We start from the raw sequence: 24,758 nt of genomic DNA, 5'->3' as shown, positions 1-24,758 counted from the left end.
TGGTTAAGGGACTTTTTTATTGGGATCAGAGCAATTATTGATATCTATTTATTCTAGGAGGGATTTCTTATGCGTGACTTAACATCACCTAAGTTGTCATTCAAACAGTACTTAGTTGTTGCTTCGCTATTATTCGGTTTATTTTTCGGTGCCGGGAACCTTATTTTCCCCCTGCACCTCGGCCAGTTGGCTGGTGCTAATTGGGGTCCTGCCGCCCTGGGCTTCTTAGTAACCGGGGTTCTGCTTCCCCTCTTATCGGTCCTCGCGGTTGCCGTTACCCGGGCAGAAGGGGTTTACGACATCGGCCGTCCGCTGGGTGCCGGTTTTGCCCTTGTCTTCATGGTCCTAATTCACGCCACCATCGGTCCCCTCTTCGGGACGCCACGGACGGCAACTGTCTCCTTTACCGTTGGGGTCGCACCGTTCCTGCCAAAAGCTGCCCAGGGCTGGGCACTTCTGCTCTTTTCCGCCCTCTTCTTTTTGGCCGCCTTTGCCTTTTCCTACCGGGAAAACAACATCCTGGCCAACGTTGGTAAGGTCTTGAACCCCGTCTTCTTAGCACTCCTCTTCCTGGTTTTCGTAGTCGCCTTTGCGAACCCGCTCGGTAACCCGGCCAACGCCCCCGTTACCAGTGCCTACGTTCACGGCGCCGTCACTAACGGTTTCTTAGAAGGTTACAACACGATGGATGCCCTCGCCGGTCTGGCCTTCGGGGTAACCGTCGTCACTGCTGTCCGCTCCATGGGTCAACGGCGGGCTAAGGACGTCTCCAAGGTTGTTGCCAAGTCGGGTGTCCTGGCCGTCAGTGGAATCGGTTTGATCTACTTACTCTTGATCCTGCTGGGGGCAATGTCACTCGGTCGCTTTAAGGTCTCCGCTGATGGTGGGGTGGCCTTCAACCAGCTGGTTAACGCCTACGCCGGTGCCTTTGGTCAAGTTGTCTTAGCCTTCCTGTTAACCGTTACCTGCCTGACCACCGCTGTTGGACTGGTTGCCGCCTTTGCCCAGGACTTTCACAAGCACTTCCCAAAGGTCAGCTATCATACCTGGTTGGCCCTCAGTTGCCTCGCATCCTTCTTAACCGCTAACTTTGGTTTGGACCAAATCATCGCCTGGTCAACACCAATGCTGATGTTCCTCTACCCACTGGCAATGGTCCTGATCCTCTTATCCGTTAGTTCCCCACTCTTCCACCGGGACGGGGTGGTCTACTTCTTCGTTGTCCTCTTCACCGTTGTTCCGGCACTAGGTGACATGGTAGTCGCCTTCCCATCAGTCGTCAGTGCAAGTCACTTTGGCCAAATGGTTGCTGCTTGGCGAAGTGCCCTACCACTGGCCAGCATGGGATTGTCCTGGTTAGTCCCGGCCCTGGTTGGCTTAGTTGTCGGCCTGCTTTTCCACTGGTTCCGCCGGCAACGCGTTACCAGCAACGAGACGCAGCTGAATTAAAGACTACAAAATAGTACAAAGAGGCCTCCCAAGTTCGGTGCATCCGAACCTGGGAGGCCATTTTTTAAACTTCGCTATTTACGGTCGTACTTATCGAGGTGGAACTTCTGAATGGCGTAGATCAGTTTATTAGCATAATTCGGGTCAGTAGCGTACCCACCCTTCTGCAGGGCCACGGCCGCCTGACGATAGTTGCTAGCCTTCTGAACATCCCGGAAGCGGGCGTGGTTGTCCGCCGTCCCGTTGACAATTAGCTGGGTGTGGGCATTTATCGAATCCGCCCACGAACGGTAGGTTTGGAAGTACTGCTTAACCTCAATCGTCTTGCCCTTGACGTTTTCTGTCGTCGTCATCTTCACCCGGTCCGTTTTGGACGTCGCCTTGATGCCAAACAGGTTATTGTACTTTGCCGCCAACCGGCTACGACCCCAGTTCGATTCCAGACCAGCCTGGGCAATCGTGATGCTGGCCGGAATATGGTAGCGTCTCTGTTCCCGCTGCGCCGCTGGGGCAATCTTCTTAATAAAAGCGGCGGTAGTAATGTTGGGGGAATGCCGCTCAACTTGGTTGGTCCGCTTGTGGTAGTTGGCAATCGCCGCCCACAGGCAAAGCACCAGGATTAGGGCCACAATGACGGTGCCCAGGACAGTGAGTATCTTTTGGTGGTGGGCCATCCGATCAACTTCCTTCCAAATGTTTATTCGCCATTATACAAAAAGGCCCGGACATTGGTAAAGAAATGTCCTGACCTTTGAATAATCTTCAGAAAATCGTCAAATTAATTACTTATTTGAGAAGAGGTCCTGCTTAATCTGATTGAAGCGCTTGGCATCAAGAACCCGCATCTTAGGGAAGCTCTTAATCATCCGCCGTTCGTTCCACCGCAACAGCTGCTCAGGACGCTTCTCCAAGTGGGTAAGGAAGGATTCTCGCCAGTTGGCCAATTGCCGCTTCCTAAGTGCCCGTTCTTCAGGCTGGGCCGCAGTCCGAATCCGGTGACGGAGCTGTTCCTGGAAGTCGTTGATCCGTTGGTCCCACTGCTTGGTAGTCATGTGGAAGTGTCTGATACTGAAGATTGTCATTGCCGTATCGGTAACCATCCCCACCGTGATGAACAGGGCCAAGAAGCCATGGGTCCAGGATTCTTCCCAGTTGATCACCTGCTGGATCAGCGGCTGGATAAAGCGGACCAAGAGGACTACCCCAATTCCCCAGAATAGGGAAATGGCCGGGGCAATCCGTCCCTGCAGGTTCCCCCACAGGTCGGAGTAATCCCACAATTTCATGTGGAACACCTTTTCCAGAAAAACACTGGCAAAGTATTCAAAAATACTGGCCACAATCATGCCGATAACGAACAACCAGAACAGGTTGTCGCGGACGTTATAAGTCGCTACCAAAATCGTGGTCACAGCAAAGCCATACACCGGGCAGTAGGGGCCAAACAGAAAGCCCCGGTAAGCATAGTGGTGGTCCTTGATGGAACAATAAAAGGTTTCCCATAACCAGCCGACCACTGAGTAGGTAAAGAAGAGCACAACAAGCTCTGATATCGTATACGGCATCCTTTTCCTCCTATTTCTTCAAACTGAGTTTCTCCACGTTCAGAATTTTATCGAGCCAACCCGTGTAGAAGCTTTCTTCGTGGCTGACAAGGATCAAATTCCCCGGAAATTCCTGGAGGGCCTTTTTTAAGCCATCCTTGGTCTCGTCATCGAGGTGGTTCGTCGGTTCATCCATGATCAGGAAGTTACATGGCGTCAACTCTAGAATGGCAAGCTTAACCTTGGTCTGCTCCCCACCGGAAAGAAGGTGGAGGGGCTTTTGGGTGTTGGCCGCGTTAATTCCGGCCCGGGCCAACTTCGTCCGGATCGTCCGCGGCTGCATTGTCGGGAACATATTCTGAATCGTTTGGAGCGGCGTTAACCGGGGATCATCCCATTCCAGGTCCTGGTCAAAGTAATTAATCTTGGCGGACGGCGAAAAGACGGCGTTCCCTCCCAGGGCCGGGATCTTTTTCAAAATTGACTTGATCAAAGTTGACTTTCCAACCCCGTTAAACCCGGTGAAGAGGAGCTTTTCGCCCATCGTCATTGAAAAGGTAACCGGCGCCAGCAGGGGGTGGCCATAACCCACGGAGAGTTGGTTAACCCGCAAGGCATTGGCGGACCCGGTGTTTTCATACGGGAAGTGGAAGACCGCCTTGAGGTTATCCGAAGGCGGGTCAATCTTCTTCATTCGGGCAAGCATCTTTTCCCGGGACTTGGCCATCGTCGACTTGGACCCGGCTTTGTTCTTGCGGATAAACCGTTCCGCCTTTTCGATAACCACCTGCTGCTTTTCGTACTCGCGTTCCTGGGCTTCCTTGCGTTCTTCCTTTTGCCGCATTGCTTGCTGGAAGCTTCCCCGGTACTTGGTGATCTTATTGAACGATACGTCACAGATGGTGTTGGTAACCTGCTCCAAAAAGTCGTAGTCGTGGGAGATGATCATCGCCGCACCGTCAAAATCATTCAGGTAGTCAATCAACCACTCAATATGGGCCGTATCCAGGTAGTTCGTCGGTTCGTCCAAGAGGATGACGTCCGGCTTTTCCAGCAGCATCTTGGCAAGGATAATCTTGGACCGCTGGCCCCCACTCATCTCGGAGACAACGTGGTCCTTGCCGATTTCTACTAGTCCCAGGCCATTCATTACCCGGTCAACTTCGGTTTCAATGTTGTAGAAGTCATTAGCATCCAGCTTTTCCTGGATGCGTCCCGCCCTGGTCAGGAGCTTGTCATCCATTTTGGTGGCGTAGTCTTCGTAGAGCTTGTTCATCTCATCGTTCAACTGGTACAGGTCGCTGAAGGCCGTGTGGAGAAACTGGATCAGCGTCATCCCCTTAGGAATGTCAACGTACTGGTCCAGGTACCCAATTTTGACCCCCTTTTGCCACTTGATTGACCCCTTCACCGGGAGGACCTTACCAATCAAGATCTTGATCAAGGTGGATTTGCCGGCCCCGTTCTGGCCGACAATCCCCATATGTTCATGTTTTTCTAGTTGAAAGCTGGCGTCTTCGTAGAGCTTTTTATCGGCATAGCTCATCGTCAGTCCTTCTACATCTAATACAGCCATTCTTTTCTCCTTATGTCATAGTAAACTTACTTCATGGTAGCACAGGCAAGACGCAATCAGCAATCAGTCACCCGGCCACAAACGATGAGAAAATTTTAATATTAGTTATTGACACCGGAAATGACCTTAGCTATACTAAAAGCAATTATTAATTAGGGAGTAAATATTATGAAGCAAAATCAGTTCAACATTCGAAATAATCGTTGGCAAAGCCGGTAGTTTCAGGTTGATTCGACATGGATGCAACCTGAAAAGCAGATTGCATCTGTGCCGGCTGATTTTGACATTCATTCAGTCCGCATGGATCCACATGCGGACTTTTATTTTGCTTTCAAAATGGGAGTCCCGCAATGTGGACTCCCATTTTTATATTAGAAAGGTGTGAAGATGATGAAGCGAATGTATACCCTAATCGCACTTTTAGTGGCCTTCTTAGGTGTAGCATTCTTTAAGGAAAATGGGGGCTTTGTTAAACAGCGGGTGCCAAAGGTCGGGGTCCTAACCCTGATGCACCACCCGGCCCTAGACCAAATTTACAAGGGCTACGTTCACGAACTAGCACGTGAGGGGTACCACAATGGAAAGAACATCAAGATTGAATACGAAAACGCCAACGGGGACCAGAGTAACCTCAAGACAATGGCCTCCAAACTGGTCAATGACAACTGCAACGTTATCTACGGGATTACCACCCCGGCAGCCCAGGCCGTCGCTAACTCGACTACCAAGACGCCAATTGTCCTGGGCGCGGTAACCGACCCGAAGAGTGCGGGCCTGATTAAGAACAACCGGCACCCGGGTGGCAACATCAGCGGTGTTTCCGACCAGGCGCCCATCAAAGAACAGCTGGGGTTGATCAAGCGTTTTATGCCAAAGATGAAGACCTTAGGGGTAATCTACACCTCAAGTGATGCCTCCGCCGTCGCCGGTTACCACCAAATCAAGCGGGAATGCAAGCAGATGGGCATCAACCTAAAGGCCTACTCAATCGCCAATAGCAACGACCTCAACCAGGTCTCCGAGCAGATGCTCCAGGAAGTCGATGCCGTCATCGTTCCCACCGACAACACCATTGCCGGGGCCATGCAGACCCTCGTCAAGAACGCCAACGCCGCCAACAAGCCGGTCTTCCCCGCCTCTGACACAATGGTCAAGCAGGGGGGCGTGGCAACCTACAGTGTTAACCAGTACGAGCTCGGTGTCCGCAGTGCCAAGATGACGGTGGCAATTCTGAAGGGCAAGAAACCGGCCAACATGCCAATCGAATATGTCCGCCACGGTGAGCCCGTCCTCAACCTGAAGCAGGCCCGCCGCCTCCACTTACAAGTACCGCAGGGCTTTGAACACGAAGCCAAAACGAAAGGAGAGATCTATCAATGAATCTAATGGTATCAGCAATCGGGCAAGGATTATTATGGGCTTTATTGGGTCTGGGCCTTTACCTAACGTTTAGAATCCTCGACTTCTGTGATATGACCGTTGAAGGGACATTCCCTCTCGGGGCCGCCACCGCGGTAACCGCCATTGCGCACGGGATTGACCCCCTCTTGGCAACCCTCCTAGCGGTTGTCAGCGGGATGCTCGCCGGCCTTGTCACCGGCCTCCTCTACACGAAGGGGAAGATTCCCAGCCTCTTGGCGGGGATCTTAACCATGACCGCAATCTACTCCGTTAACCTCCGGATCATGGGGAAGTCCAACATTTCACTACTCGGTAAGCAGACCCTCTTCAGTGGCCACTTCATGACGAGCCTCCCCCAATACTTTGACAGCGTCGTGATGGGCGTCATCGTGATTGCCATCATCACCATCCTGATGGTCCTCTTCTTAGCAACCGACTATGGTCAAGCCTTCATTGCAACCGGTGATAACCCAACAATGGCCAAGTCACTGGGGATTCATACCGACAAGATGGTGATCGTTGGCTTGATGGTTTCCAACGGGATGGTTGGCCTTTGTGGGGCCTTAATCGCCCAAAACAACGGTTACGCCGACATCAACATGGGGATTGGGACCATCGTTATCGCCCTGGCCTCCATCATCATTGGAGAAGTGGCGTTCGGCGAGTTAACCCTTAACCAACGGCTCTTGGCCGTAACCCTCGGCAGTATCATCTACCGGATTATTTTATTGGTCGTTCTCCAGCTCGGTTTCTCCGCCAACGACCTCAACCTGATTTCATCAATCGTTCTGGCAATCTGCATGATGATTCCCCAACTGGAAAGTCACTTGCAGATTCGTAAACCAATTTTGAAGGGAGTGCGGCCACATGAATAAGCCCATCTTAGAACTAAAGGATGTCAAAACCATCGTTAACAAGGGGACGAGCAACGAAACGACCATCCTCAAGGGGATTAACCTCAAGATTAACGAAGGCGACTTCATTACCATCGTGGGGACAAACGGGGCCGGTAAGTCAACCCTCTTCAACGTTATCGGGGGAAACCTCCGGGCCGACTACGGGGAAATCCTCCACAACGGTCACGACATCACCAAGACCACCGAGGAGCAGCGGACAACGTTCTTAGCACGGGTCTTCCAGGACCCTAAGTTGGGAACGGCTCCCCGGATGACGGTAGCGGAAAACATGCTGCTGGCAACGAAACGGGGGGAGCGCCGTCACCTCACCCTGCGGAAGCTCAAGGGGAACATGGCCCGCTTTACCAAGCTGGCCGCCACCATGAATAACGGCCTGGAAAACCGGATGACCACCGCAACGGGTGCCCTCTCCGGTGGCCAACGGCAGGCCCTGAGTTTCCTGATGGCCACCCTCAAACGACCGGACGTCCTCTTGCTAGATGAACACACCGCTGCCCTTGACCCCCACACCAGTCAAAACCTCATCCACGCCACGAACGAACGAATCACCCAGGACCATCTGACGGCCTTGATGATCACCCACCACCTGGAGGACGCCATCAAGTACGGCAACCGGCTGATCGTCCTTAAAGACGGTCAAATCAAGGCGGACTACCAAGGGGCTGACAAGGCTCGTTTGACGGCCAAGGACCTGTACGAATACTTCGAAAGTTAGTCTTCCGCCAGCTTCCATTTGAGGAAGCCCTTTCTTAGGCCTACAATGGGGAGTGAATAATCATTTAAGGAGGACATTAATATGCCATGTACTACAATTCTTGCTGGTAAGAAAGCTACCGCCGATGGCTCGACGATGATCGCCCGAAACGAAGACTACGGACACGCCTTTAACCCCAAACGGTTCATCGTGGTTACCCCCGACCAACAACCAAAAAATTACCAATCAATCACTTCTAAGTGTAAGGTCGACCTGCCGGACAACCCCCTCCGCTACACCGCCCTGCCGGAAATCCCCACAAACGAAAAGAAAATGGGAATCTGGGGCGAAGGTGGAATCAACGCCGCTAACGTTGCCATGTCAGCAACCGAAACCAGCACTACCAACCCCCGCGTTCTTGGTATCGACCCGATGAACAAGGCCGGAATCGGTGAAGAAGATTTTGTCACCATCGTCCTGCCCTACATCCACTCGGCCAAAGAGGGGGTACAGCTGCTCGGCCGCTACCTTGAGAAGTACGGAACCTACGAGTCCAACGGGGTGATCTTCTCCGACAAGGACGATATCTGGTACATGGAAACCATCGGTGGCCACCACTGGGCTGCCAAACGGGTCCCCGACGATGCATATGTGGTGGCCCCAAACTGGTTCAGCATCACTGACTTTGACTTCCAGGCGGCGGACACGATGGCCTCCGCGGACCTTGAAGACATGATCAAGGACCACCACCTCAACATTGATGGCGGCACAAGCTACAACTTCCGCCACATCTTCGGGAGCCACAACGATTCCGACTACGACTACAACATCCCGCGCCAGTGGTACATCCAAAAGCTTTTCAACCCGAGCGACGTTGAAGAGCCAGATAACCCAGACCTGCCCTTCGCCAAGAAGCCGGAACACTTACTCACGATTGAAGACTTCAAATACGCCCTGAGCTCTCGCTACCAGCACACCCCATACGATCCATACAGTGACCGGGGGAGTGTTGCCGAGCAGCACGCCTTCCGGCCAATTGGTTTCCAGCGGAACCAGGAAATCCACATCATGCAGATCCGTAATGACGTGCCCGAAGACATTGCCGCCATCTGCTGGCTAGCATTCGGTCCCAACGCCTTCAACGGCATTGCCCCGTTCTACACGAACGTGGCGGATACCCCTGCCCAGTACCGGGACACACAGGCGAAGTTCAACATTAGTAACATGTACTGGCTGACCCACGCCATCACCACGATTGCCGATGACCACCCGAAGCGTTACAACGCAATGCTCGAGGACCTGAAGCAAAACACCATTGCCTACGGGCGGCACGTTCTGATGACCACTGACCAGGCCGCTGCTAAGCTGACCGGCAAGAAAGTCCAGGAGTGCCTGCAAGCAGCAAACGAAAAGACTGCCCAGGGAGCCTATAACTACGCAATGAAGTGCCTTGGCGACATGGTCGAAACCGGGTCGCTGCAGATTCGTCTCAACTATTAATAACGAAGATTTTTCTAAGCACCCTCAAACTGACGAGGGTGTTTTTTTATCAGCACTGGACTAACTTTTAGCGTGACTTTTCCACCATAGGTTTCGTACAATAGTTACTGTTGGAGGAATTTTGCGCATGGATAAGTTATTTGAACACACGTCAATTAAGAAGGCCTACTTCACCCTGGCACTGCCGGTCGTGCTGAGCATGACGGTCACCCTGATCTACAACATGGTCGACACCTTCTTCGTCGCTAAGACGCAGAACCCGGACCTGGTTGCCGGGGTGTCACAGGGGGCACCAATCTTCACCCTGATGATTGCCTTGGGAGACATTTTCGGCCTGGGCGGTAGCTCCGTCATTTCCCGCCTCTTTGGTGAGCACCGTGACAAGACGGGACGCTACGTCAGCGGATACTGTTTCTACGCCTCCATCATCTGTGGAATCATCGTCACCATCCTGATGGTCGCCTTCCAGACTCCCTTCCTGCACCTGCTCGGGGCTTCGCCGAATACCTGGAAATACGCTCGCGAGTACTACCTGGTAATGGCGTGGGGGGCGCCCTTCGTAATCTTCGGTCTTACACCAACTAATATTCTGCGGACCGAAGGATTAGCGGTCCAGTCGATGATTGCCAGCATGACCGGGACGGGAATCAACATCATCTTGAACCCAATCTTTATCTTCACGTGCGGCTGGGGGGCTGCAGGTTCGGCCTTAGCCACCGTCACCTCGACCGTAATTGGTGACGTCATCATGATCTACTACACCCGCTACAAGAGTAAGAAACTGACCACCTCAATTAAGGAGACCAAGATCAGTCGTCACCTCCAGTGGGAAATCTATGCCATCGGGATTCCGGCCTCAATTACTAACCTAATGGCCACCTTCGCCACTGCACTGACCAACCGCTACCTGATTACTTACGGGGCCAGCAGTGTTGCCGCAATGGGAATCGCCCTTAAGATTAGTATGGTCACCAACATGATTGTCGTTGGTCTGGCTTTTGGCGCCCAACCGCTAATTGGTTACACGTACGGGGCCAAGGACCGCAAGCGTTTCAACGCCACGGTCCGTTTCGACATCATGGTGATTGTCAGTCTGGCCATTGCAATGACAATCCTGCTAATCATCTTTGCCCCATTCTTAATTCGGCTCTTCATGAAGGACCCGACCGTTATCCGGGAAGGGACCGGCATGATTCGTTGGCTAAGTTCGTCCGCCGTCTTATCGGGGATCATCCTGGTCTTCACGACAATGTTCCAGTCGATGGGGAAGGCAGTCCCGGCCTTCTGGCTTTCGTTTTGCCGGCAGGGGCTGATCTTTGCCCTGGTAATCATCCTGATGAACAGCCTATTCGGTTACCACGGGATTATTGCGGCCCAACCGGTTGCGGACCTGTTGACCTTTATCCTTTCAATTATTCTCTACCGAATTTACCAGCCAAAATTTGAGTAAAAAAAGAGGGTGAGAAAAAATCACATTTTTTCTCACCCTTCTTTATATTTCTCGAATATTACATAGTAATCGCGGAAAAACCAAATAGGCTTGCTGCGCGTCGAAGCGTGCTCCTAGTGTCTAGCGCCGCGAAGCAAGTCCATTGATTACGGACAATCGCCAGCCCGTACCGTGCTAACGATCGTCCTATACTAGCCATACGGAGCACTCTGATGCTTTTTTCCCAGCTTGTTTATTATTCAGCTAACTTGCGTTTCAGATAGTGGGCGAGCTTAGCCTCTGGGTATACCCCCGTCACCTTTTCCTTGGCCTGGCCATCCTTAAAGAGGACCAGGGACGGGATACTCATTACCTTGTAACGCTCCGCAATTTCTTGGTTGTTATCCACGTTAAACTTCACAAACTTGATTTGGCCAGCAAACTGCTTTTCCAGGCGGTCCATAACCGGCGCCATCATCTTGCAGGGACCACACCACGGGGCCCAAAAGTCAACCACGGTCACTGGTCCTTGCACCTCTTGGTCAAAGTTCTCACTAGTTGCTTCAATTGCCATTAGTTTTGCTCCTTGTTCTTATTCCGCCGGACGAAATGAATAATAATCGTCAAGGCAAAAACAGATAGAATAAATATACCGAAAATCCCCGATGGAATCTCAATATCAATTGCGGGGATCGTCAAGAAGAGCTTGATGGCAATGATAAAGATCAGAATATAGGCCATCGGCTCCAGCTCAGGAATCCGCCGCATCAATTTCATGATAATCTCCGCGACCCCCCGCATGCAGGCAATCCCGATTATTCCCCCAATTAGAACGATTACGGGGTTTTCAGAAATAGCCAACGAAGCCAAAACAGAGTCAACCGAGAAAATGATGTCCATAAACTCGATTTGGGCAACCACCGTCCAAAAGAGTTTGCGCCCTTTTAACCCAGCGGCACTGTTGCGGACCTTTCTCCGCCGCCGCTTCCCATGGTAACGGGCGGCAAAGAAACGGTACACCAGATAAATTAAGTAGGCAGCGCCAATTACCTTAATTTCCCAGAAGTTGATCAGGTAGGTTCCCACCCCAATAATTAGGAAGCGGAAGAGGTATGAACCCCAAATACCGTAGAAGAGTGATTCCTCTTGTTCCTTTAGGGTTGGCAACACCCGTGTCTGGGCAGCCAAGACAACCGCGTTATCAACCGACAGTAGGCACTCAATCATTACCAATGAAAAGATGATTAGCCAGTCTTGACCCGAAGTAATTACCGTTGCCCAGTTATGTGGATCAAAAAACGGTCCATATAACTTTTCTAAAAGTGACAATTAATGTCCTCCCTTTTATGTTTATATTTATCTATCTAACTAAGTCGTATTTTACCAGAAAATTGTGAAAATATGGTGGTAAAGGTGCCTGAATTTCTTTTCTTTGGAAAGTAAAGGGGAGGACCAGTTCCTGAATAGCACCGTGGAGCAGCATTGCCGGTGCCGGTTGCGCGTTATAGAGGGGGTCCCCAATTATGGGGTGGCCAGCGTGGGCCAGGTGAACCCGAATCTGGTGGGTCCGCCCGGTTACCAGGCGCAGGCGGACTAACGAATACCGATGGTTTACCGCAACGACGTGGTAAAGGGTCCGGGCGGCCTTCGCGTTTTGCCCACCAACCATGTACTTCCGCTTGTCAGTCGGGTCACTACCAATGGGCCAGGCCAGCTCCCCGTCCCTACTCATCTGCCCCGCCACAACAGCTAGGTACTGCCGGTGAATTTGCCCACTGCTGATCAGGCGGTTCAAGATGGGAACCACTACCGGATTCTTGGCAACCAGCATCGCCCCACTGGTTTCCTGGTCCAGGCGGTGAACCATGTAGGCACTGCCATTCAGGTAGCCCGCCACATCGTTCATCAGCGTTCCTAACTCGCCATGGTAGTTAGGGTGGCTCTTCTGGCCCCGGGGCTTGTTAACGACAATAACATCCCGGTTTTCAAAGAGGACCTGAAGCTGGGGATGCGGGGTCGGCACGTAGTCGTTGGCATCCGGCGTCCGCAATTCGTCGCCCACAAACCGCAACGTGACCTGGTCACCAGGGCGGACGGGTTCATTGACGTACTGGTAGTGGCCATTGACCAAGACGTTGTGGCGGCGACGCAAGTAGTGGATGTAGCGGTTAGGCAGCAGCCACTGGTCATGCAGTAGTTCCCGGAGGCTCTTGACTGCCTGCTTAGGACCCAGTTGCTCAGTGATTTTCCAACGGATATTTCCCATCTTGTCCCCTCCTTTAGACCTCTTTATTCTAAATATTTCCCGGGAAATTGTGAAGCTTTCATATTGATTTAGCGGTCTGACTTTACTTTTCCCCGTTTCTATCGTTGAATAATATTATAAGTATTTTTAAGGAGATGAATGGCATTGTTAAGCGCGGAAAAAATCAACGACCACAGTCACTGGATCAGTGTCTTTGAGCCCCTGCCCCGCGAACGGGTCGACCTGATCGATAAGTACGAAGTGACCCAGGAGCTGCTTGACTATGCCATTGACCCCTACGAAAAAGCACGGGTGGAAGTCGACCCGGACGCCGGGGTTACCCTGCTCATTTTCGACGTTTACGTTCCCACCCACGCGGTGACGGCTCCCCAAACGGCGCCGATTGGGATCATGTTAACCACGAATAACATCATCACCTTCACGAACGCGAAGACGAACTTTGTCAACGGAATCATCGCCAACGAGCTAAAGACGCTTCACCGCCGGGGCCCAGTCACTGACAAGCTTAACCTGGTTTTTCCGGTTCTCTACCGCCTTTCCACCAGCTACTTTGGTCCCCTCCGGCGAGTCGACCAACAGCGGCAGCAAATTCAGCAGAACCTGCAGAAGCGGACGGGGCGCAAGGCAATCACCGAGTTCATGGAAATCGAGACCGGCCTGGTCTACATCTTGACGTCACTCAAGGGGAACGTCTCCCTGCTGGAAGAGTTTAAGCGGCGGTTTCTTAAACGGATGTCGACCCGGCAATGTAACGACCTCGATGACGTTATCGTTGAAGCCCAGCAGGGACTGGAAATGGCCCAAATGACATCGGACGTTTCCGAGCGGGTCTCAAACGCCTACAGCAAGGTCCTGGATAGTGACCTGAACCAAACGATGAAGTACCTGACAATTTACTCGATCGTCCTGTCGATTCCAACGATTGTTTCCGGATTCTACGGGGAAAACGTTAAGCTCCCCCTGGCTAACGGCAACCTCTCCTGGTTACTCACCCTGATGATTACCCTGATCCTGATGGTCGCCTGCGTAATCTTCCTTATTAACCGGCGCTGGTGGAAATGAGACGTTAACGAACTTTTATGTTCATCTTATCCGAGACTACCGGAAAATCCGAACAAGGTGCTTGTCATCAGCGGTTTGACATGGTAGGATATCAACAATGCAATTTACTAAACAAGTGGCCTATATAATGCCGTAATACGGACGGCAGTCTCTACCCGGAGCCATAAACTCTGGACTATAAGCAATTTGAACATAAGCTCTCATTGCTTTGCAAAAGGCAAGGAGAGCTTTTTTATAGGCCGCGAATTAACTTCATATTGGGAGGAATAATTCGTGAAGCAAGTATCCGCAACTGTAAAGAACGACCAAGCACCGACCGACTTTGCTAGCCAGTGGCGTAACTTTATCCTGGGTTTTCAGCACCTTTTGGCCATGTACTCCGGAGATGTTCTGGTCCCCCTGCTGATTGGTCACTACCTGCATTTTTCGACGGTGCAGATGACCTACCTGGTCTCAATTGACATTTTCATGTGCGGGGTTGCCACCCTACTCCAACTCAAGCAAACGCCGTTGACCGGGATCGGCCTGCCGGTTGTCCTTGGCTGCGCAGTTCAGGCGGTTACGCCTTTGGAATCCATCGGGGGTAAACTGGGGATTACCTACATGTACGGGGCCATCATTGCGGCCGGTATCTTTGTCTTCCTAATTGCCGGCTTCTTTGCCCACCTCAAGCGCTTCTTCCCACCGGTCGTCACCGGCTCACTAATCACGATTATCGGTTTTACGCTGGTGCCGGTCGGCTTCCAGGACCTCGGTGGGGGAAACGCATCTGCTAGTTCCTTCGGTGCCCCGGTTAACCTATTAATTGGCTTTCTGACCATCGTCATTATCCTGCTGTTTTCCGCCTTTGCCCGCGGCTTCATGAAGTCAATTGCCATCCTGATTGGAATCCTACTCGCCTCGTTTATCGCCGGCGGCTTAGGTCAGGTCTCATTGACCCCGGTCAGTGAAGCAGCCTGGTTCCACGCCCCACAGCTGTTTTTCTTTGGGGTTCCCCGCTTTAACCTCAGTGCAATGGTCACCATGATTTTGGTGTCCTTGACGACCATGATCGAATCCACCGGGGTCTTCTTTGCCCTCAGTGACATCACCGGTCGTCAGTTAACTACCCAGGACCTGGAACGCGGGTACCGGGCGGAAGGAATTGCGGCCGTCCTTGGGGGTCTGTTCAATACCTTCCCATACTCAACCTTCTCGGAAAACGTGGGAGTTCTCAAGATGTCAGGGGTTAAAACACGGCGGCCAGTTTACTATGCCGCCTTCCTGCTCCTGATCTTGGGACTCCTGCCCAAGATTGGGGCACTGGCAACGGTCATCCCCGAACCCGTCCTGGGTGGTGCAATGATCGTGATGTTCGGGATGGTCGGGGTCCAGGGGGTCCAAATTCTCCACAAGGTGGACTTCACCAAGAACGCCAACCTGCTGACCGCCTCGGTTTCAATTGGACTCGGCCTGGGGATTACCATGTACCCCCAGCTCTTTCAACACATGCCAACGGAAGTCCAGATCATCCTGGGCAACGGGATCGTGGTTACCAGTGTTTCGGCCGTCTTGTTGAACCTGCTCTTCAACCACAAGTGGGCCCGGCACGAATAAATATTCATTGACAAAGAATTATTCACACGCTATCATAGCTTTAACAATTAACGTTTCAGTAGACGCTTCGTTCGGTGTCAGAGAGCCGGTGGGGATGTGCGAACCGGTCAGGCGGAGAATGTCGAATTATCACGGATAAATAATTGTCCGGCCATATTCAGTGCCGTTACCACCTGATATGAGGATGGAGTATTTCCATAACTCGGGTGGTACCGCGGTTTAAAACAGTCGCCCCGTTGAAGCAAAATTCAACGGGGCGTTTTTTCGTAAGGAGGAATTGAAGTGAGTAACTGTGGCGGTGTAATTCGCTATCCCAATAGCTAACGTTCAGCATTAAGAAACTATTGAGGAGGAATAACCATGAAAAAAGTTCGTTTTGGTGAAGCACTCACCATCTTAATCATCATGCTCATAATCCTGGGGACGGCCGTTATCCACTTTGGCCTTTCCCCGCAGATCCCGGTTCTCTTTACCATCGCCCTCTTGATCTTTTGGGCGCGACTGCGGGGCGCCTCCTGGGAGGACGTCCACCAGGGAATCACCGAAGGAATCAGCACCGCGATCATCCCCATCTTCATCTTCATTTTAATTGGGGCCCTCATTGCGGTCTGGATTCAGGCCGGGATTATTCCCGCCATCATGGTCGTTGGTTTTAAGCTAATCTCGAGTCGCTTTTTCATCCCATCGACCTTCATCGTCTGCTCCTTGGTCGGGCTGTCAATCGGGAGTGGGTTCACCACCATTTCCACGATTGGGATCGCCCTCTTTGGGATGGGGATGGCGATGAACCTTAACCCGGCCCTCATTGCCGGGGCCATCATCTCGGGGGCCGTCTTTGGTGATAAGATGTCCCCACTGTCCGATTCGACTAACCTGGCATCAGCAATTGCCGGCAGTGACCTCTTCGCCCACATTAAAAACATGATGTGGTCAACGATTCCGTCCTTCATCGTTTCCCTGGTCCTCTTTTGGGTCCTTGGGAACTCAAGTAACCAGATGAGTGCCGCCAAGATTGCCCACACGACCGCCATCTTAAACCAGCATTTCGTTATCAGTTGGTGGGCCCTCCTGCCGATCATCCTGATGTTTGCCTGCGCTTGGAAGCATATCCCGGCCATTCCAACACTGTTTATCAATATCCTAGTAACGGTCGGGATGATCTTCTTCCAGAACCCGCACGAGTCATTAAAATCCCTCACCACGTTAATCAGCGAGGGATTCGTGGCCCACACTAGTGACGCCGCCGTTAACGCCCTGCTGTCCCGGGGTGGGATCACCAGCATGATGGCGACCGTTTCTTTAATCATCGTTACCCTCTCACTTGGGGGCATCCTAATGAAGTTTAACGTCGTCCAGGTGGCAATGGAACCCCTGGTAAAGCACCTCCGCAAGCCTGGTCCCCTGGTTACAACAACCATCTTTTCGGGGATTGGGATCAACCTGTTTGTCGGCGAACAGTACCTCTCCGTCATCCTTCCCGGGAAGGCCTTCAAGCCCGCGTTTAGCCGGATTGGACTGGCCCCGTTAGCCCTTAGCCGGGTCCTCGAAGACGGGGGAAGTGTCATCAACTACCTGATTCCATGGGGCGTGGCTGGCTCCTTCGCCGCCTCCACGCTAGGGGTCCCTGTCCTTCACTTCCTTCCCTTTGCCTTCTTTAGCCTGTTCTCACCGGTCTTCTCCATCCTCAGCGGTTTTACCGGGATTGGCTTGAAGAAGAGTACCCCACAAAACTAACGATAAAAAAGAGGATGAGAAAAAGCTTCAGCTTATTTTCATCCTCTTTTTGTATCTTTAGAACCGGCCATGAACATCCTTATCCGTAAATGATCGTGGATCGGGGATAAAGGAAATATCGGCGTCGATAATCCCAAAGCGCTCGCGGAGCATCTGCTCGATCCGTTCCGATAGCTGGAAACTCTCCAGAACCGTCATCTTACTATCAACGACCAGGGTGGCATCCAAAGTAACCAGATTACCGTTGTAGTGGGCCTTCAGTTCAGCAATGTATTGAATTGCCGGAACCGCTAAGATTGCCTGCCCGTACTCATGCTCGGCCTTAGGATCAAAGTAGTCGGTCAAGTTCAGGCTGCTTTCAAAGAAAATCTTCAGTCCCGAATACAGGATAAAGAAGCCGACAACAATACTGGTGGCCCCATCGAGCCAGGTGAGGTTAAAGAGCAGGGCGCCAGCAATTGCGACCATCGTTCCAATACTCGTGAAGGCGTCGCTCAAGCTATCCTGGGCCGAAGCCAACAGGGCCGCGTTTTGCAGTTTGCGGCCGGTCTGCCGGTTCATGTACCAAACAACTAGCATAATCACTGACGCAATCCCGGCCCCCACGATGGCAATCGGTTGGGGCACTACCCGGTCATTCGAGCTTAAGAGGCCCTTGATACCATCGATAATGACGCTCAGGGCAATGGCCACCATCACTACGGCCGTTACCAGGGAGAAAACCGTCTCGTACCGCCAACGGACAAACTGCACCCGCTGGTCCGTTCCCAGGTGTTCCTGGTAGCCGTCTTCCGGAAGCTTAGCCCCGATGATGTCATCATCGTCAACGTCCTGGGCAATGTGTAGGCCCAACATCAAAAGGACGGTGGAAATAATTCCCGAAAGGTTGTTAAAGGCATCCGCCCGCAGTGTCTGGGACTTGCTAACCGCCGCAAGCCAGTACTCAATAATTGAGATCAATAGGTACGCCACCACGTTATAAATGAGGTGACGCTGGGATGCCCGAATCTTTACTAATTCCTTGGCCTGGGTATCCTCCCACTGGGCCATCTCACCCTTGGTGTGCTGCATAAACTTAGTCATTTTTACCCGCTTCCCTAAAAAGTATCAGGGTCGATTATACCGCAAACACCAAGGAATCGTGACATAAATTCTGTATGCCGTGAGGTGCCCTACCGTAGCACACAAAAGGCCCCCAATGCCCGGAAGGCCGAGCACTGAAGGCCACCGCTTATTTTGTGTTAAAAGAAAAGTTCTTTCTCAATACTTGTTTCACGCGAAACATACCGACCTATTTATTGTATGAAACAACCTTGATGTTATCATCGGTTAAAAGCATCTGCGTCAAACTACCATTGGCGGGGCGAACAGTCACGTCATACTTGCCACCGCCGAAGCGTTCAACCAGGCTCAAGAGGGTATTACCGTGACTTACCCACAGAACGTTGGCATCCTCTGGCAGATCAGCGTTGCGGATAAGTTCAATTCCCTTATCCACCCGTTCCCAGTATTCCTGGTTATTTTCCGCATCGTGAAAGGGATCGGCATCTTTCAGCCAATCCTTTGCTTGGCCAATCGAATACTTGGTTACAATATCACGGAAGGTCTTAAGACCGTGCGGGGCGCCCGCGTTATACCAGGCAACGTCCATGTTGGTTCCCTCATACGAGCCGTAAAACTCCTCCCGGAAGTAAGGAGTAGTGGTCGGGTGCTTAACCGAATCCGCCTGGTTCATGTCCAGAATTTTTTGGATTGTCTCCATTGCCCGCGTTGTGTCACTACAAAATGCCGCATCAAAATGAACATCCTTGAGTCGTTCACCCGCTTGCCGGGCGTTTTCCTTTCCCTTTGCCGTCAGTGGTGAATTACTCCACCCCTGTAGTTTGTTATAGATGTTGAAATAGGTTTGGCCGTGACGAACGAGGTATAAGTTTAACTTTGTCATTTTCATAACCTCCACTTCTAAGACTTCATTATTATTTTACCGCTTTCATCAGCGTAAAGCCACGGCATCAAGCTTAGGATGAGCTTAGACTTTTAAACACATTTTCTTCATATCTGTTCCGTACACTGAAGAATATAGAAGGAAGGAATCAATATGACACTTAAAGATACAACTCATTCTGACATCGTTGCCGCCCGGATTGTGGCGGTGACAGGTCGAACGGTGAAGGTTGTTACTGAAGATGGACAGACTTTGCGAATCCCCCTTTCTAAGACTTACCGGCAGGATAAGACCATGCTGGCTTCTTTAAAAGATATCTTGAAGGCGGGGATCTGGATCCCTGTTAACCGGCATTTGAAACGGCTTTTTCATTACGACTGGCTGGCGGCCCCAGCACCCGTTCCAGCGGTCGCAAAGAATTAAGTTTTCGCAACGAAACAAACCATGCCAATTGTTTACTTGCAATCTGTGATAAAATGGTTCTGATTTGTCAAAACCAATTAAATATAAACATTGATTGCGAGGAACATTCCTAATGAAAAAATTAAGCAAATTTGTGGACACTAGGATTGGGTTCTTCACCCTCCTAGTCGTCCTTTTTTGGTTTAAAACCCTGTTTGCTTACTTCACTGATTTTAAGCTGGGGGCTTCCGGATTTTTCCAGTACCTCATTTTGCTGTTTAATCCCGTAGCAACCACTGCCTTAATCTATAGTATTGCATTTTATTTTAAGCGGGCGCGCTTCTTCTACCCTGTTTTGATGGGCCTCGATATTGCCAATACGCTCCTGCTCTACCTGAACGTTATTTACTTCCGTGAATTTACCGACTTCATGACGATTGCCACCATGACGGGCTATTCGAAGGTTAACCAGGGGCTCAGTGGCAGTTCGCTTGCCCTGACAAACTTTCACGACGTCTTCTACTGGCTCGATATCGTCGTCATCGTCGTCTTGATGCTCTTAAAAAAGATTCGCTTTGATAAGCGGGCGATCGGGTCGCGGCTCGCCTTTGCCTTTACCTCAATGGCCTTGGTTCTCTTCGGGGTAAACCTCTCGTTTGCCGAAATGGACCGGCCCCAGCTTTTGGGACGGACGTTTGACCGGACCTACATCGTTAAGTACCTGGGGATTGACACCTTTACCGGATACGACCTGGTGAAGTCCCAGCACATTAATGATATGCGGCAGAGCGCTACTAAGTCCGAGCTAAAAAAGGTCAAGAAGTTTACCGACAAGCACTATGCCAAGGCTAACCCCCAGATGTTCGGGATTGCCAAGGGACGGAACGTCATCATCATCCACCTGGAAAGCTTCCAGCAATTCCTGATTGACAAGAAGATCAACGGGCAGGAAGTCACACCATTTCTAAACTCGCTTTACCACAGCAAAGAGACCTACGCCTTTGATAATTTCTTCCACCAGGTTGGCCAGGGGAAGACCAGTGACGCCGAAAACCTCCTGGAGACCAGTACCTTTGGCCTTCCCCAAGGTTCTCTCTTTGCCACCCTTGGTAGTGACAACACCTTCCAAGGGGCCCCGGCTATCCTCAAGCAGCGGGCCGGTTACACCAGCGCGGTATTCCACGGTAACGTCGCCAGTTTCTGGAACCGGAACAATGTTTACAAGAACCTCGGTTACCAGTACTTCTTCGACGCTAGTTACTTCGACACTTCGGGTGACAAGTCGACCGGCTACGGGCTGAAGGATAAGCTGCTGTTCAAGGATTCCATCAAGTACTTGCAAAACCTCCAACAGCCCTTCTACGTCAAGTACATTACGGTCACCAACCACTTCCCATACACCCTCGATGACGAGGATAAGGACCCGAACTTCCAAACCACGGATTCTGGGGACGAAAACGTGGACAACTACTTCATTACCGCCCACTACCTCGACCAGTCGGTCCAAGAGTTCTTCAACTACCTTAAGAAGAGTGGACTCTACAACCACTCCATCATCATGATTTATGGGGACCACTACGGAATCTCCAATAGTGAGAACACTTCGTTAGCGGGGGTTCTCGGAAAGAGTGCCGATGACTGGACGGACTTTGACAACGCCCAACTACAACGGGTACCGTTAATGTTCGTCATCCCTAACGCCGGTAACCACGGCCACATCGTCCATACCTATGGGGGCGAAGTTGACGTCTTGCCAACCCTCCTCCACCTACTTGGTATCAGTTCGAAACGTTATATCCAGTTTGGGACCGACCTCTTCTCAAAGCAGCACAGTCAAGTCGTTGCTTTCCGGAACCAGGACTTTGTTACACCGCACTACACCAGTATTAGTGGCACTATTTATAACAACCGGACCGGGAAGAAGGCCAAGTTGACCAAGAAGCAGCGGGCCAAGTTACGAAAGGACCAGAAACTGGTCAACACGGAACTGGGCCTTTCCGATTCCTTAAACGAAAAGAACCTCCTTCGCTTCTACCATCCGAAGGGCTTTAAGGCTGTTAACCCCGCTGATTATAACTACTCCAACGGGTTGAAGCGGGCTCAACGGATTGAAAAGAAGAAGGGCAATAAGTCGACGAGTATCTTTAGCGAAAACAACAACCAATCGACGGTTGATGATTACAGCACCGATGCTCCAGAACAAAATCACTCTTCTACCGATTCTAACCGGATTAAGATTACTAACCCGGATGGCAATAATAAGAACCAGTAGGAAGTTCATAGCCAAAACAAAATGAGCGCCAGTATTCGGTAAAAGCCGAACGCTGGCGCTCATTTTTGAATCGTCATATTCTCTTTATATTAATGCCACAGCCGCTGCCAGAAGTTGCCCCGCGGGACCTGTTCCTCGCTGTAGAGGTCATAGGTCAGCGGTTCGCCATTAATTGTCCGGATGTCCGGGCTCGATAGCTCAATCTCACCAACCCGTTCATTCTTCCTGATTGGGGCCAAGAGCCTTCCCCGCTTATTTTGCTTCTGGTGGTCATAGTTAACCGCTAAGGTGTAGTGGCGGACTGGTTTACTCCCCCAGATCATCAGCTTCTGTGGTTTGATATCGGTGGTCCGCTGGTTCCCGTTAGCAACCCGCTGCTGGCGCAAATTCTTTGGCAGGGTAATTTCCTGGAGGGGCGTTTGCTTCAGCATGTTATAAAGCTGCTGGGTTGTCGTGAAACGGGCATCTTTATCGTTCCCGTTGGCGTGGAGGACCACAGTGATGATCCGGTGGCCGCGGTAAAGGCCGGTACTGACAAAACACGCTCCGGCGGCATCAGAGGTCCCGGTCTTTAAGCCGTCGATCTGGACGCCACTTACCGTGTACTTATCGCCAGGCAGCATCTTATTCAAGTTCTCTTCCTTCACGGTTTTATTTTTAGCAATGTAAAAACTGGCGCTCTTCTGGGCAGTTACCTGGAGAATATCCGGATATGACCGGATAAGGTAACGGGCTAAGATGGCCGCGTCGGCAGCGGTCATGGCGTTTTCCGCCTTATCCGAGTACTGGTTCAACTTCAAGTTCTTCAGGTCACCATTAGTGAGGCCCACCGGGTTCACGATCGAACACTTTTTCAAGCCGAGGTCCTTAGCCTTTTGCTGGAGCTTAAGGTTAAACTCCTCAATGTTACTGCCGTCCGCCATTGCCAGGGCAAGGGTTGCCCCATCGGCAGACTTGACCATCGCCGCGTTGACCAACTCCCGGACAGTATACGACTGCCCCGCCTGCAGGCCAATACTAGAATAGCTAGGGTCGTTGGAAATGGCTGCGACGTCGGGTGTCACCTGGACCTTACTGTTAGCGGTGATGACGTTTTGCTTCAGTTCGTCATGAATCACAGCAATCGTAAGTAGCTTACTGACGGACGCCACTGGCAACTTCTTATTCGGGTTTTGCTCATAAATAACCTGACCAGTTGAGGCATCCACCATGACCGCCGCCGAGGCATCAATACGTTTACTAGCTGACGCGCCGGTTGCCACGCTTAGTGCAAGCAGCAGCGCGATTAAGAATGAAAAAAATTTTTTCATGAATTTTCTCCCATTTTGTTAAATTGCGTTTGTCAGTTTCAAAAATAACGGTAAGATAGTAATAGTATTCTTCCGAAAGGGGCTAAACCAGTAATGAATCGCGAATTCAAACACCTCTGTCAAATTGCGGGGGTGATTCTTTTGCTTGTCATCCTCTTCATCAATGCCCGCTGCTACCTGGACAGCAGTCACTTCATCCCCGAAGCACGCCGCACCAGCCAGGTCTACAATACCAACCTCCTGAGTTGGGCACGATTGTACAAGGCGTCGGAACACCGCAGTTACCCTAATTTAAGAAAGCAGACCGACCTGCGCCTGATTGCGGAGCCCGGAATGCAGAAGGTCTTTGTCCTGAGCAAGCATAAGGTGATCTACATCATGCACGCCCAGATTAACGCCCAACCTGGCCGCTTCACCAGTCAAGGTAAGTATGGTCAGCAGCTTTTCCACGTCCAGGGCCAGCATACGGTTACTGCCAAGAACTGGGCTGAGTTTGGTCATCACTACTACTTTGAATCGCCAGTAAGCAAGGACCAGCACCCCGTCAGCAACAAGTGGCTAACCAAGCCGGCTAAGGTCGCCAACACCATTCAGCTATCCGCACCCGATGCAAAGTGGGCCCAGTCCCTGCCCAAGGGAACAACCATTATTATCCGTTAGGAAGGTGATCACCATGTTCAGTATTTTTCCCAAAAGCTTTATCAGGAACCTGGTTCTCTGTAACTGTGGCCTCATTATTGCAATGATTGCTTATGACCTCTTAATCCTGCTGGTTCCACTTGTACGGATTACCTTTTTAACGGCAATTGTTACCCTCTTGATCGTAAATATCGTCATCCTGGGTCTCAAGTACATTCACCTGCAACTCAGTTAGTAACCACAATCTTCGTTCCAACGGGGACGTTTCGCGAGAACCAGCGGGCATCCGGAACGGACAAACGGACACAACCGTGGGACCCCTGCGTCTTGCCGAGTTTAGCGGCTTCGGTCTTATTATACTTGCCATTACCAACCGTCGGGACACTGTGGAAAAGGTACTTCCCGTGGTCTAGCCAGGAGACATAGTAATTGGCCCCCTCGTTCAGCTGCGCATTGTAAAAGTGGTCACCGCGCTCGTTTTGAATGTGGTAAGTGCCAGTCGGGGTTAGGCTTTTCATCTTGCCCGTCTTGTCATCCCGTTGGTAAATTCCCCCGGTGCAGTACATAGTGTAGATGATGTGTTTGCCGTCGTAAACGTAGGTCCGGTTCTTTTTAAGACACACCTTAACCCACAAATCCTTGGCCTGTTTCAGGTCCGGGTAAGGAATTGTTTCCGATGATTTCCGCCAGTTAATGGGCGTTCGCATATTGGCATTCCGTTGCGCAACCCCTGCACGCTGTTTAGCCGCCTGGCGCCGGGAGCGCTTAATTTTAGCCTGGCGCGCAATCCGGGCTTTTTGGGCACGAAGGGTGTGGACACGGTGGTTAAGCACCGTGCCAACCACTAACAAGCAAAAGATTGCGTAAAGCCAGTGTTTAACTTTCAAGGTCATAGTATTTATCCGCTTTCTCAATTTACAATTAATAAAAACAACTTTATTATATGGCAGATTGCAAGAAATAACTTGAACGAATTTAATGACGTAAATTAAGCAGGAAGATCTCGATTGGTGTATGCCAGT

23 protein-coding genes and 1 riboswitch are annotated in these 24,758 nt (G+C 51.3%); of the genes, 13 read left to right on the top strand and 10 right to left on the bottom strand.

Going from position 1 to position 24,758, the window contains the following annotated elements:
* The first annotated feature begins 69 nt into the window (after positions 1–69).
* Positions 70–1,449, top strand: a complete 1,380-nt coding sequence (brnQ, locus tag QOS01_RS04805) for a branched-chain amino acid transport system II carrier protein (RefSeq protein WP_283621329.1) — start codon at positions 70–72, stop codon at positions 1,447–1,449.
* A gap of 74 nt (positions 1,450–1,523) precedes the next feature.
* Here brnQ and QOS01_RS04800 read toward each other — a convergent pair whose 3' ends face one another.
* From QOS01_RS04800 to abc-f, 3 genes are all read right to left on the bottom strand, one after another.
* Positions 1,524–2,123, bottom strand: a complete 600-nt coding sequence (locus tag QOS01_RS04800; RefSeq protein ID WP_283621328.1) for a glycoside hydrolase family 73 protein — start codon at positions 2,121–2,123, stop codon at positions 1,524–1,526.
* 108 nt (positions 2,124–2,231) lie between these two features.
* Complete coding sequence (locus QOS01_RS04795) at positions 2,232–3,014, bottom strand: putative ABC transporter permease (protein ID WP_222258164.1); 783 nt, start codon at positions 3,012–3,014, stop codon at positions 2,232–2,234.
* Positions 3,015–3,024: 10 nt separating this feature from the next.
* The gene (abc-f, locus tag QOS01_RS04790; protein ID WP_283621327.1) at positions 3,025–4,569 is read right to left on the bottom strand and encodes a ribosomal protection-like ABC-F family protein; all 1,545 of its coding nucleotides are present in this window, start codon (positions 4,567–4,569) and stop codon (positions 3,025–3,027) included.
* Positions 4,570–4,959: 390 nt separating this feature from the next.
* Between abc-f and trpX the strand changes: the two genes are divergently transcribed.
* The 5 genes from trpX to QOS01_RS04765 all read left to right on the top strand — a co-directional run bounded on the left by trpX (position 4,960) and on the right by QOS01_RS04765 (position 10,531).
* Complete coding sequence (gene trpX, locus QOS01_RS04785; protein WP_283621326.1) at positions 4,960–5,949, top strand: tryptophan ABC transporter substrate-binding protein; 990 nt, start codon at positions 4,960–4,962, stop codon at positions 5,947–5,949.
* Complete coding sequence (locus QOS01_RS04780) at positions 5,946–6,845, top strand: ABC transporter permease (protein WP_222258166.1); 900 nt, start codon at positions 5,946–5,948, stop codon at positions 6,843–6,845. The genes trpX and QOS01_RS04780 overlap by 4 nt, the downstream gene beginning before the upstream one ends.
* Positions 6,838–7,602, top strand: coding sequence for an ABC transporter ATP-binding protein (locus QOS01_RS04775; RefSeq protein WP_283621325.1), 765 nt, complete (start codon positions 6,838–6,840; stop codon positions 7,600–7,602). Before QOS01_RS04780 ends, QOS01_RS04775 begins: the two co-directional genes overlap by 8 nt.
* A gap of 81 nt (positions 7,603–7,683) precedes the next feature.
* A complete protein-coding gene (locus QOS01_RS04770; RefSeq protein ID WP_222258168.1) occupies positions 7,684–9,081 on the top strand; it encodes a C69 family dipeptidase in 1,398 nt (465 codons plus the stop codon).
* A 127-nt stretch (positions 9,082–9,208) separates the two neighbouring features.
* Entirely contained in the window at positions 9,209–10,531 is a 1,323-nt protein-coding gene (locus QOS01_RS04765; protein WP_283621324.1) for an MATE family efflux transporter, read from the top strand.
* Positions 10,532–10,766: 235 nt separating this feature from the next.
* On the opposite strand, the gene trxA is transcribed toward QOS01_RS04765, so the two are convergent.
* The 3 genes from trxA to QOS01_RS04750 are packed head-to-tail and all read right to left on the bottom strand — an operon-like array spanning position 10,767 to position 12,776.
* Complete coding sequence (gene trxA / locus QOS01_RS04760) at positions 10,767–11,084, bottom strand: thioredoxin (RefSeq protein ID WP_222258170.1); 318 nt, start codon at positions 11,082–11,084, stop codon at positions 10,767–10,769.
* Complete coding sequence (locus tag QOS01_RS04755) at positions 11,084–11,839, bottom strand: TerC family protein (protein WP_222258171.1); 756 nt, start codon at positions 11,837–11,839, stop codon at positions 11,084–11,086. Before QOS01_RS04755 ends, trxA begins: the two co-directional genes overlap by 1 nt.
* Before the next feature lie 31 nt (positions 11,840–11,870).
* Positions 11,871–12,776 carry an RluA family pseudouridine synthase gene (locus tag QOS01_RS04750; RefSeq protein WP_222258172.1) on the bottom strand — a complete coding sequence of 302 codons (906 nt, stop codon included), beginning with the start codon at positions 12,774–12,776 and terminating at the stop codon, positions 11,871–11,873.
* 144 nt (positions 12,777–12,920) lie between these two features.
* Here QOS01_RS04750 and QOS01_RS04745 point away from each other — a divergent pair, with 144 nt between their 5' ends.
* The 3 genes from QOS01_RS04745 (at position 12,921) to nhaC (ending at position 17,168) form a co-directional block, all read left to right on the top strand.
* Positions 12,921–13,838 carry a magnesium transporter CorA family protein gene (locus tag QOS01_RS04745; protein WP_222259995.1) on the top strand — a complete coding sequence of 306 codons (918 nt, stop codon included), beginning with the start codon at positions 12,921–12,923 and terminating at the stop codon, positions 13,836–13,838.
* A gap of 100 nt (positions 13,839–13,938) precedes the next feature.
* Positions 13,939–14,036, top strand: a riboswitch (purine riboswitch).
* Positions 14,037–14,111: 75 nt separating this feature from the next.
* A complete protein-coding gene (locus tag QOS01_RS04740) occupies positions 14,112–15,434 on the top strand; it encodes a nucleobase:cation symporter-2 family protein (RefSeq protein ID WP_283621323.1) in 1,323 nt (440 codons plus the stop codon).
* Between the two features lie 360 nt (positions 15,435–15,794).
* Positions 15,795–17,168 (top strand): Na+/H+ antiporter NhaC, encoded by a 1,374-nt coding sequence (nhaC, locus tag QOS01_RS04735; protein ID WP_283621322.1) that lies wholly within the window; start codon positions 15,795–15,797, stop codon positions 17,166–17,168.
* A 57-nt stretch (positions 17,169–17,225) separates the two neighbouring features.
* Here nhaC and QOS01_RS04730 read toward each other — a convergent pair whose 3' ends face one another.
* Positions 17,226–18,251, bottom strand: a complete 1,026-nt coding sequence (locus QOS01_RS04730; protein WP_283621321.1) for a cation diffusion facilitator family transporter — start codon at positions 18,249–18,251, stop codon at positions 17,226–17,228.
* Positions 18,252–18,459: 208 nt separating this feature from the next.
* Complete coding sequence (locus QOS01_RS04725; RefSeq protein ID WP_283621320.1) at positions 18,460–19,113, bottom strand: histidine phosphatase family protein; 654 nt, start codon at positions 19,111–19,113, stop codon at positions 18,460–18,462.
* Positions 19,114–19,266: 153 nt separating this feature from the next.
* On the opposite strand from QOS01_RS04725, the gene QOS01_RS04720 reads away from it, so the two are divergent.
* Both QOS01_RS04720 and QOS01_RS04715 read left to right on the top strand, forming a co-directional pair.
* On the top strand, positions 19,267–19,536 hold the full coding sequence (locus tag QOS01_RS04720) for a hypothetical protein (protein WP_283621319.1): 270 nt from the start codon (positions 19,267–19,269) through the stop codon (positions 19,534–19,536).
* 112 nt (positions 19,537–19,648) lie between these two features.
* Positions 19,649–21,787, top strand: a complete 2,139-nt coding sequence (locus QOS01_RS04715) for an LTA synthase family protein (RefSeq protein ID WP_283621318.1) — start codon at positions 19,649–19,651, stop codon at positions 21,785–21,787.
* 89 nt (positions 21,788–21,876) lie between these two features.
* Here the strand turns inward: QOS01_RS04715 and QOS01_RS04710 are convergent, their stop codons facing one another.
* Positions 21,877–23,097, bottom strand: a complete 1,221-nt coding sequence (locus tag QOS01_RS04710; RefSeq protein WP_283621317.1) for a D-alanyl-D-alanine carboxypeptidase family protein — start codon at positions 23,095–23,097, stop codon at positions 21,877–21,879.
* A 93-nt stretch (positions 23,098–23,190) separates the two neighbouring features.
* On the opposite strand from QOS01_RS04710, the gene QOS01_RS04705 reads away from it, so the two are divergent.
* Positions 23,191–23,757 carry a hypothetical protein gene (locus QOS01_RS04705; RefSeq protein WP_283621316.1) on the top strand — a complete coding sequence of 189 codons (567 nt, stop codon included), beginning with the start codon at positions 23,191–23,193 and terminating at the stop codon, positions 23,755–23,757.
* Between the two features lie 13 nt (positions 23,758–23,770).
* Positions 23,771–23,971, top strand: a complete 201-nt coding sequence (locus tag QOS01_RS04700) for a hypothetical protein (RefSeq protein WP_222258181.1) — start codon at positions 23,771–23,773, stop codon at positions 23,969–23,971.
* On the opposite strand, the gene QOS01_RS04695 is transcribed toward QOS01_RS04700, so the two are convergent.
* Positions 23,964–24,629, bottom strand: coding sequence for a L,D-transpeptidase (locus QOS01_RS04695; protein ID WP_222258182.1), 666 nt, complete (start codon positions 24,627–24,629; stop codon positions 23,964–23,966). The genes QOS01_RS04700 and QOS01_RS04695 overlap by 8 nt on opposite strands.
* Positions 24,630–24,758: the final 129 nt, after the last annotated feature.

This window comes from Limosilactobacillus avium (assembly GCF_947381485.1).
Lineage (GTDB): Bacteria > Bacillota > Bacilli > Lactobacillales > Lactobacillaceae > Limosilactobacillus > Limosilactobacillus avium.
This window is presented reverse-complemented; position numbering and strand designations above follow the sequence as displayed.

Bases quoted from the DNA above. Each gene is read 5' to 3' on its own strand.
- QOS01_RS04775 (WP_283621325.1), top strand. From the start codon at position 6,838: ATGAATAAGCCCATCTTAGAACTAAAGGATGTCAAAACCATCGTTAAC.
- trpX (WP_283621326.1), top strand. From the start codon at position 4,960: ATGAAGCGAATGTATACCCTAATCGCACTTTTAGTGGCCTTCTTAGGT.
- abc-f (WP_283621327.1), bottom strand. From the start codon at position 4,569: ATGGCTGTATTAGATGTAGAAGGACTGACGATGAGCTATGCCGATAAA.
- QOS01_RS04765 (WP_283621324.1), top strand. From the start codon at position 9,209: ATGGATAAGTTATTTGAACACACGTCAATTAAGAAGGCCTACTTCACC.
- QOS01_RS04730 (WP_283621321.1), bottom strand. From the start codon at position 18,251: ATGACTAAGTTTATGCAGCACACCAAGGGTGAGATGGCCCAGTGGGAG.
- QOS01_RS04700 (WP_222258181.1), top strand. From the start codon at position 23,771: ATGTTCAGTATTTTTCCCAAAAGCTTTATCAGGAACCTGGTTCTCTGT.
- QOS01_RS04720 (WP_283621319.1), top strand. From the start codon at position 19,267: ATGACACTTAAAGATACAACTCATTCTGACATCGTTGCCGCCCGGATT.
- brnQ (WP_283621329.1), top strand. From the start codon at position 70: ATGCGTGACTTAACATCACCTAAGTTGTCATTCAAACAGTACTTAGTT.
- QOS01_RS04750 (WP_222258172.1), bottom strand. From the start codon at position 12,776: ATGGGAAATATCCGTTGGAAAATCACTGAGCAACTGGGTCCTAAGCAG.
- QOS01_RS04800 (WP_283621328.1), bottom strand. From the start codon at position 2,123: ATGGCCCACCACCAAAAGATACTCACTGTCCTGGGCACCGTCATTGTG.
- nhaC (WP_283621322.1), top strand. From the start codon at position 15,795: ATGAAAAAAGTTCGTTTTGGTGAAGCACTCACCATCTTAATCATCATG.
- QOS01_RS04770 (WP_222258168.1), top strand. From the start codon at position 7,684: ATGCCATGTACTACAATTCTTGCTGGTAAGAAAGCTACCGCCGATGGC.
- QOS01_RS04780 (WP_222258166.1), top strand. From the start codon at position 5,946: ATGAATCTAATGGTATCAGCAATCGGGCAAGGATTATTATGGGCTTTA.
- QOS01_RS04705 (WP_283621316.1), top strand. From the start codon at position 23,191: ATGAATCGCGAATTCAAACACCTCTGTCAAATTGCGGGGGTGATTCTT.
- QOS01_RS04695 (WP_222258182.1), bottom strand. From the start codon at position 24,629: ATGACCTTGAAAGTTAAACACTGGCTTTACGCAATCTTTTGCTTGTTA.
- QOS01_RS04710 (WP_283621317.1), bottom strand. From the start codon at position 23,097: ATGAAAAAATTTTTTTCATTCTTAATCGCGCTGCTGCTTGCACTAAGC.
- trxA (WP_222258170.1), bottom strand. From the start codon at position 11,084: ATGGCAATTGAAGCAACTAGTGAGAACTTTGACCAAGAGGTGCAAGGA.
- QOS01_RS04795 (WP_222258164.1), bottom strand. From the start codon at position 3,014: ATGCCGTATACGATATCAGAGCTTGTTGTGCTCTTCTTTACCTACTCA.
- QOS01_RS04715 (WP_283621318.1), top strand. From the start codon at position 19,649: ATGAAAAAATTAAGCAAATTTGTGGACACTAGGATTGGGTTCTTCACC.
- QOS01_RS04725 (WP_283621320.1), bottom strand. From the start codon at position 19,113: ATGACAAAGTTAAACTTATACCTCGTTCGTCACGGCCAAACCTATTTC.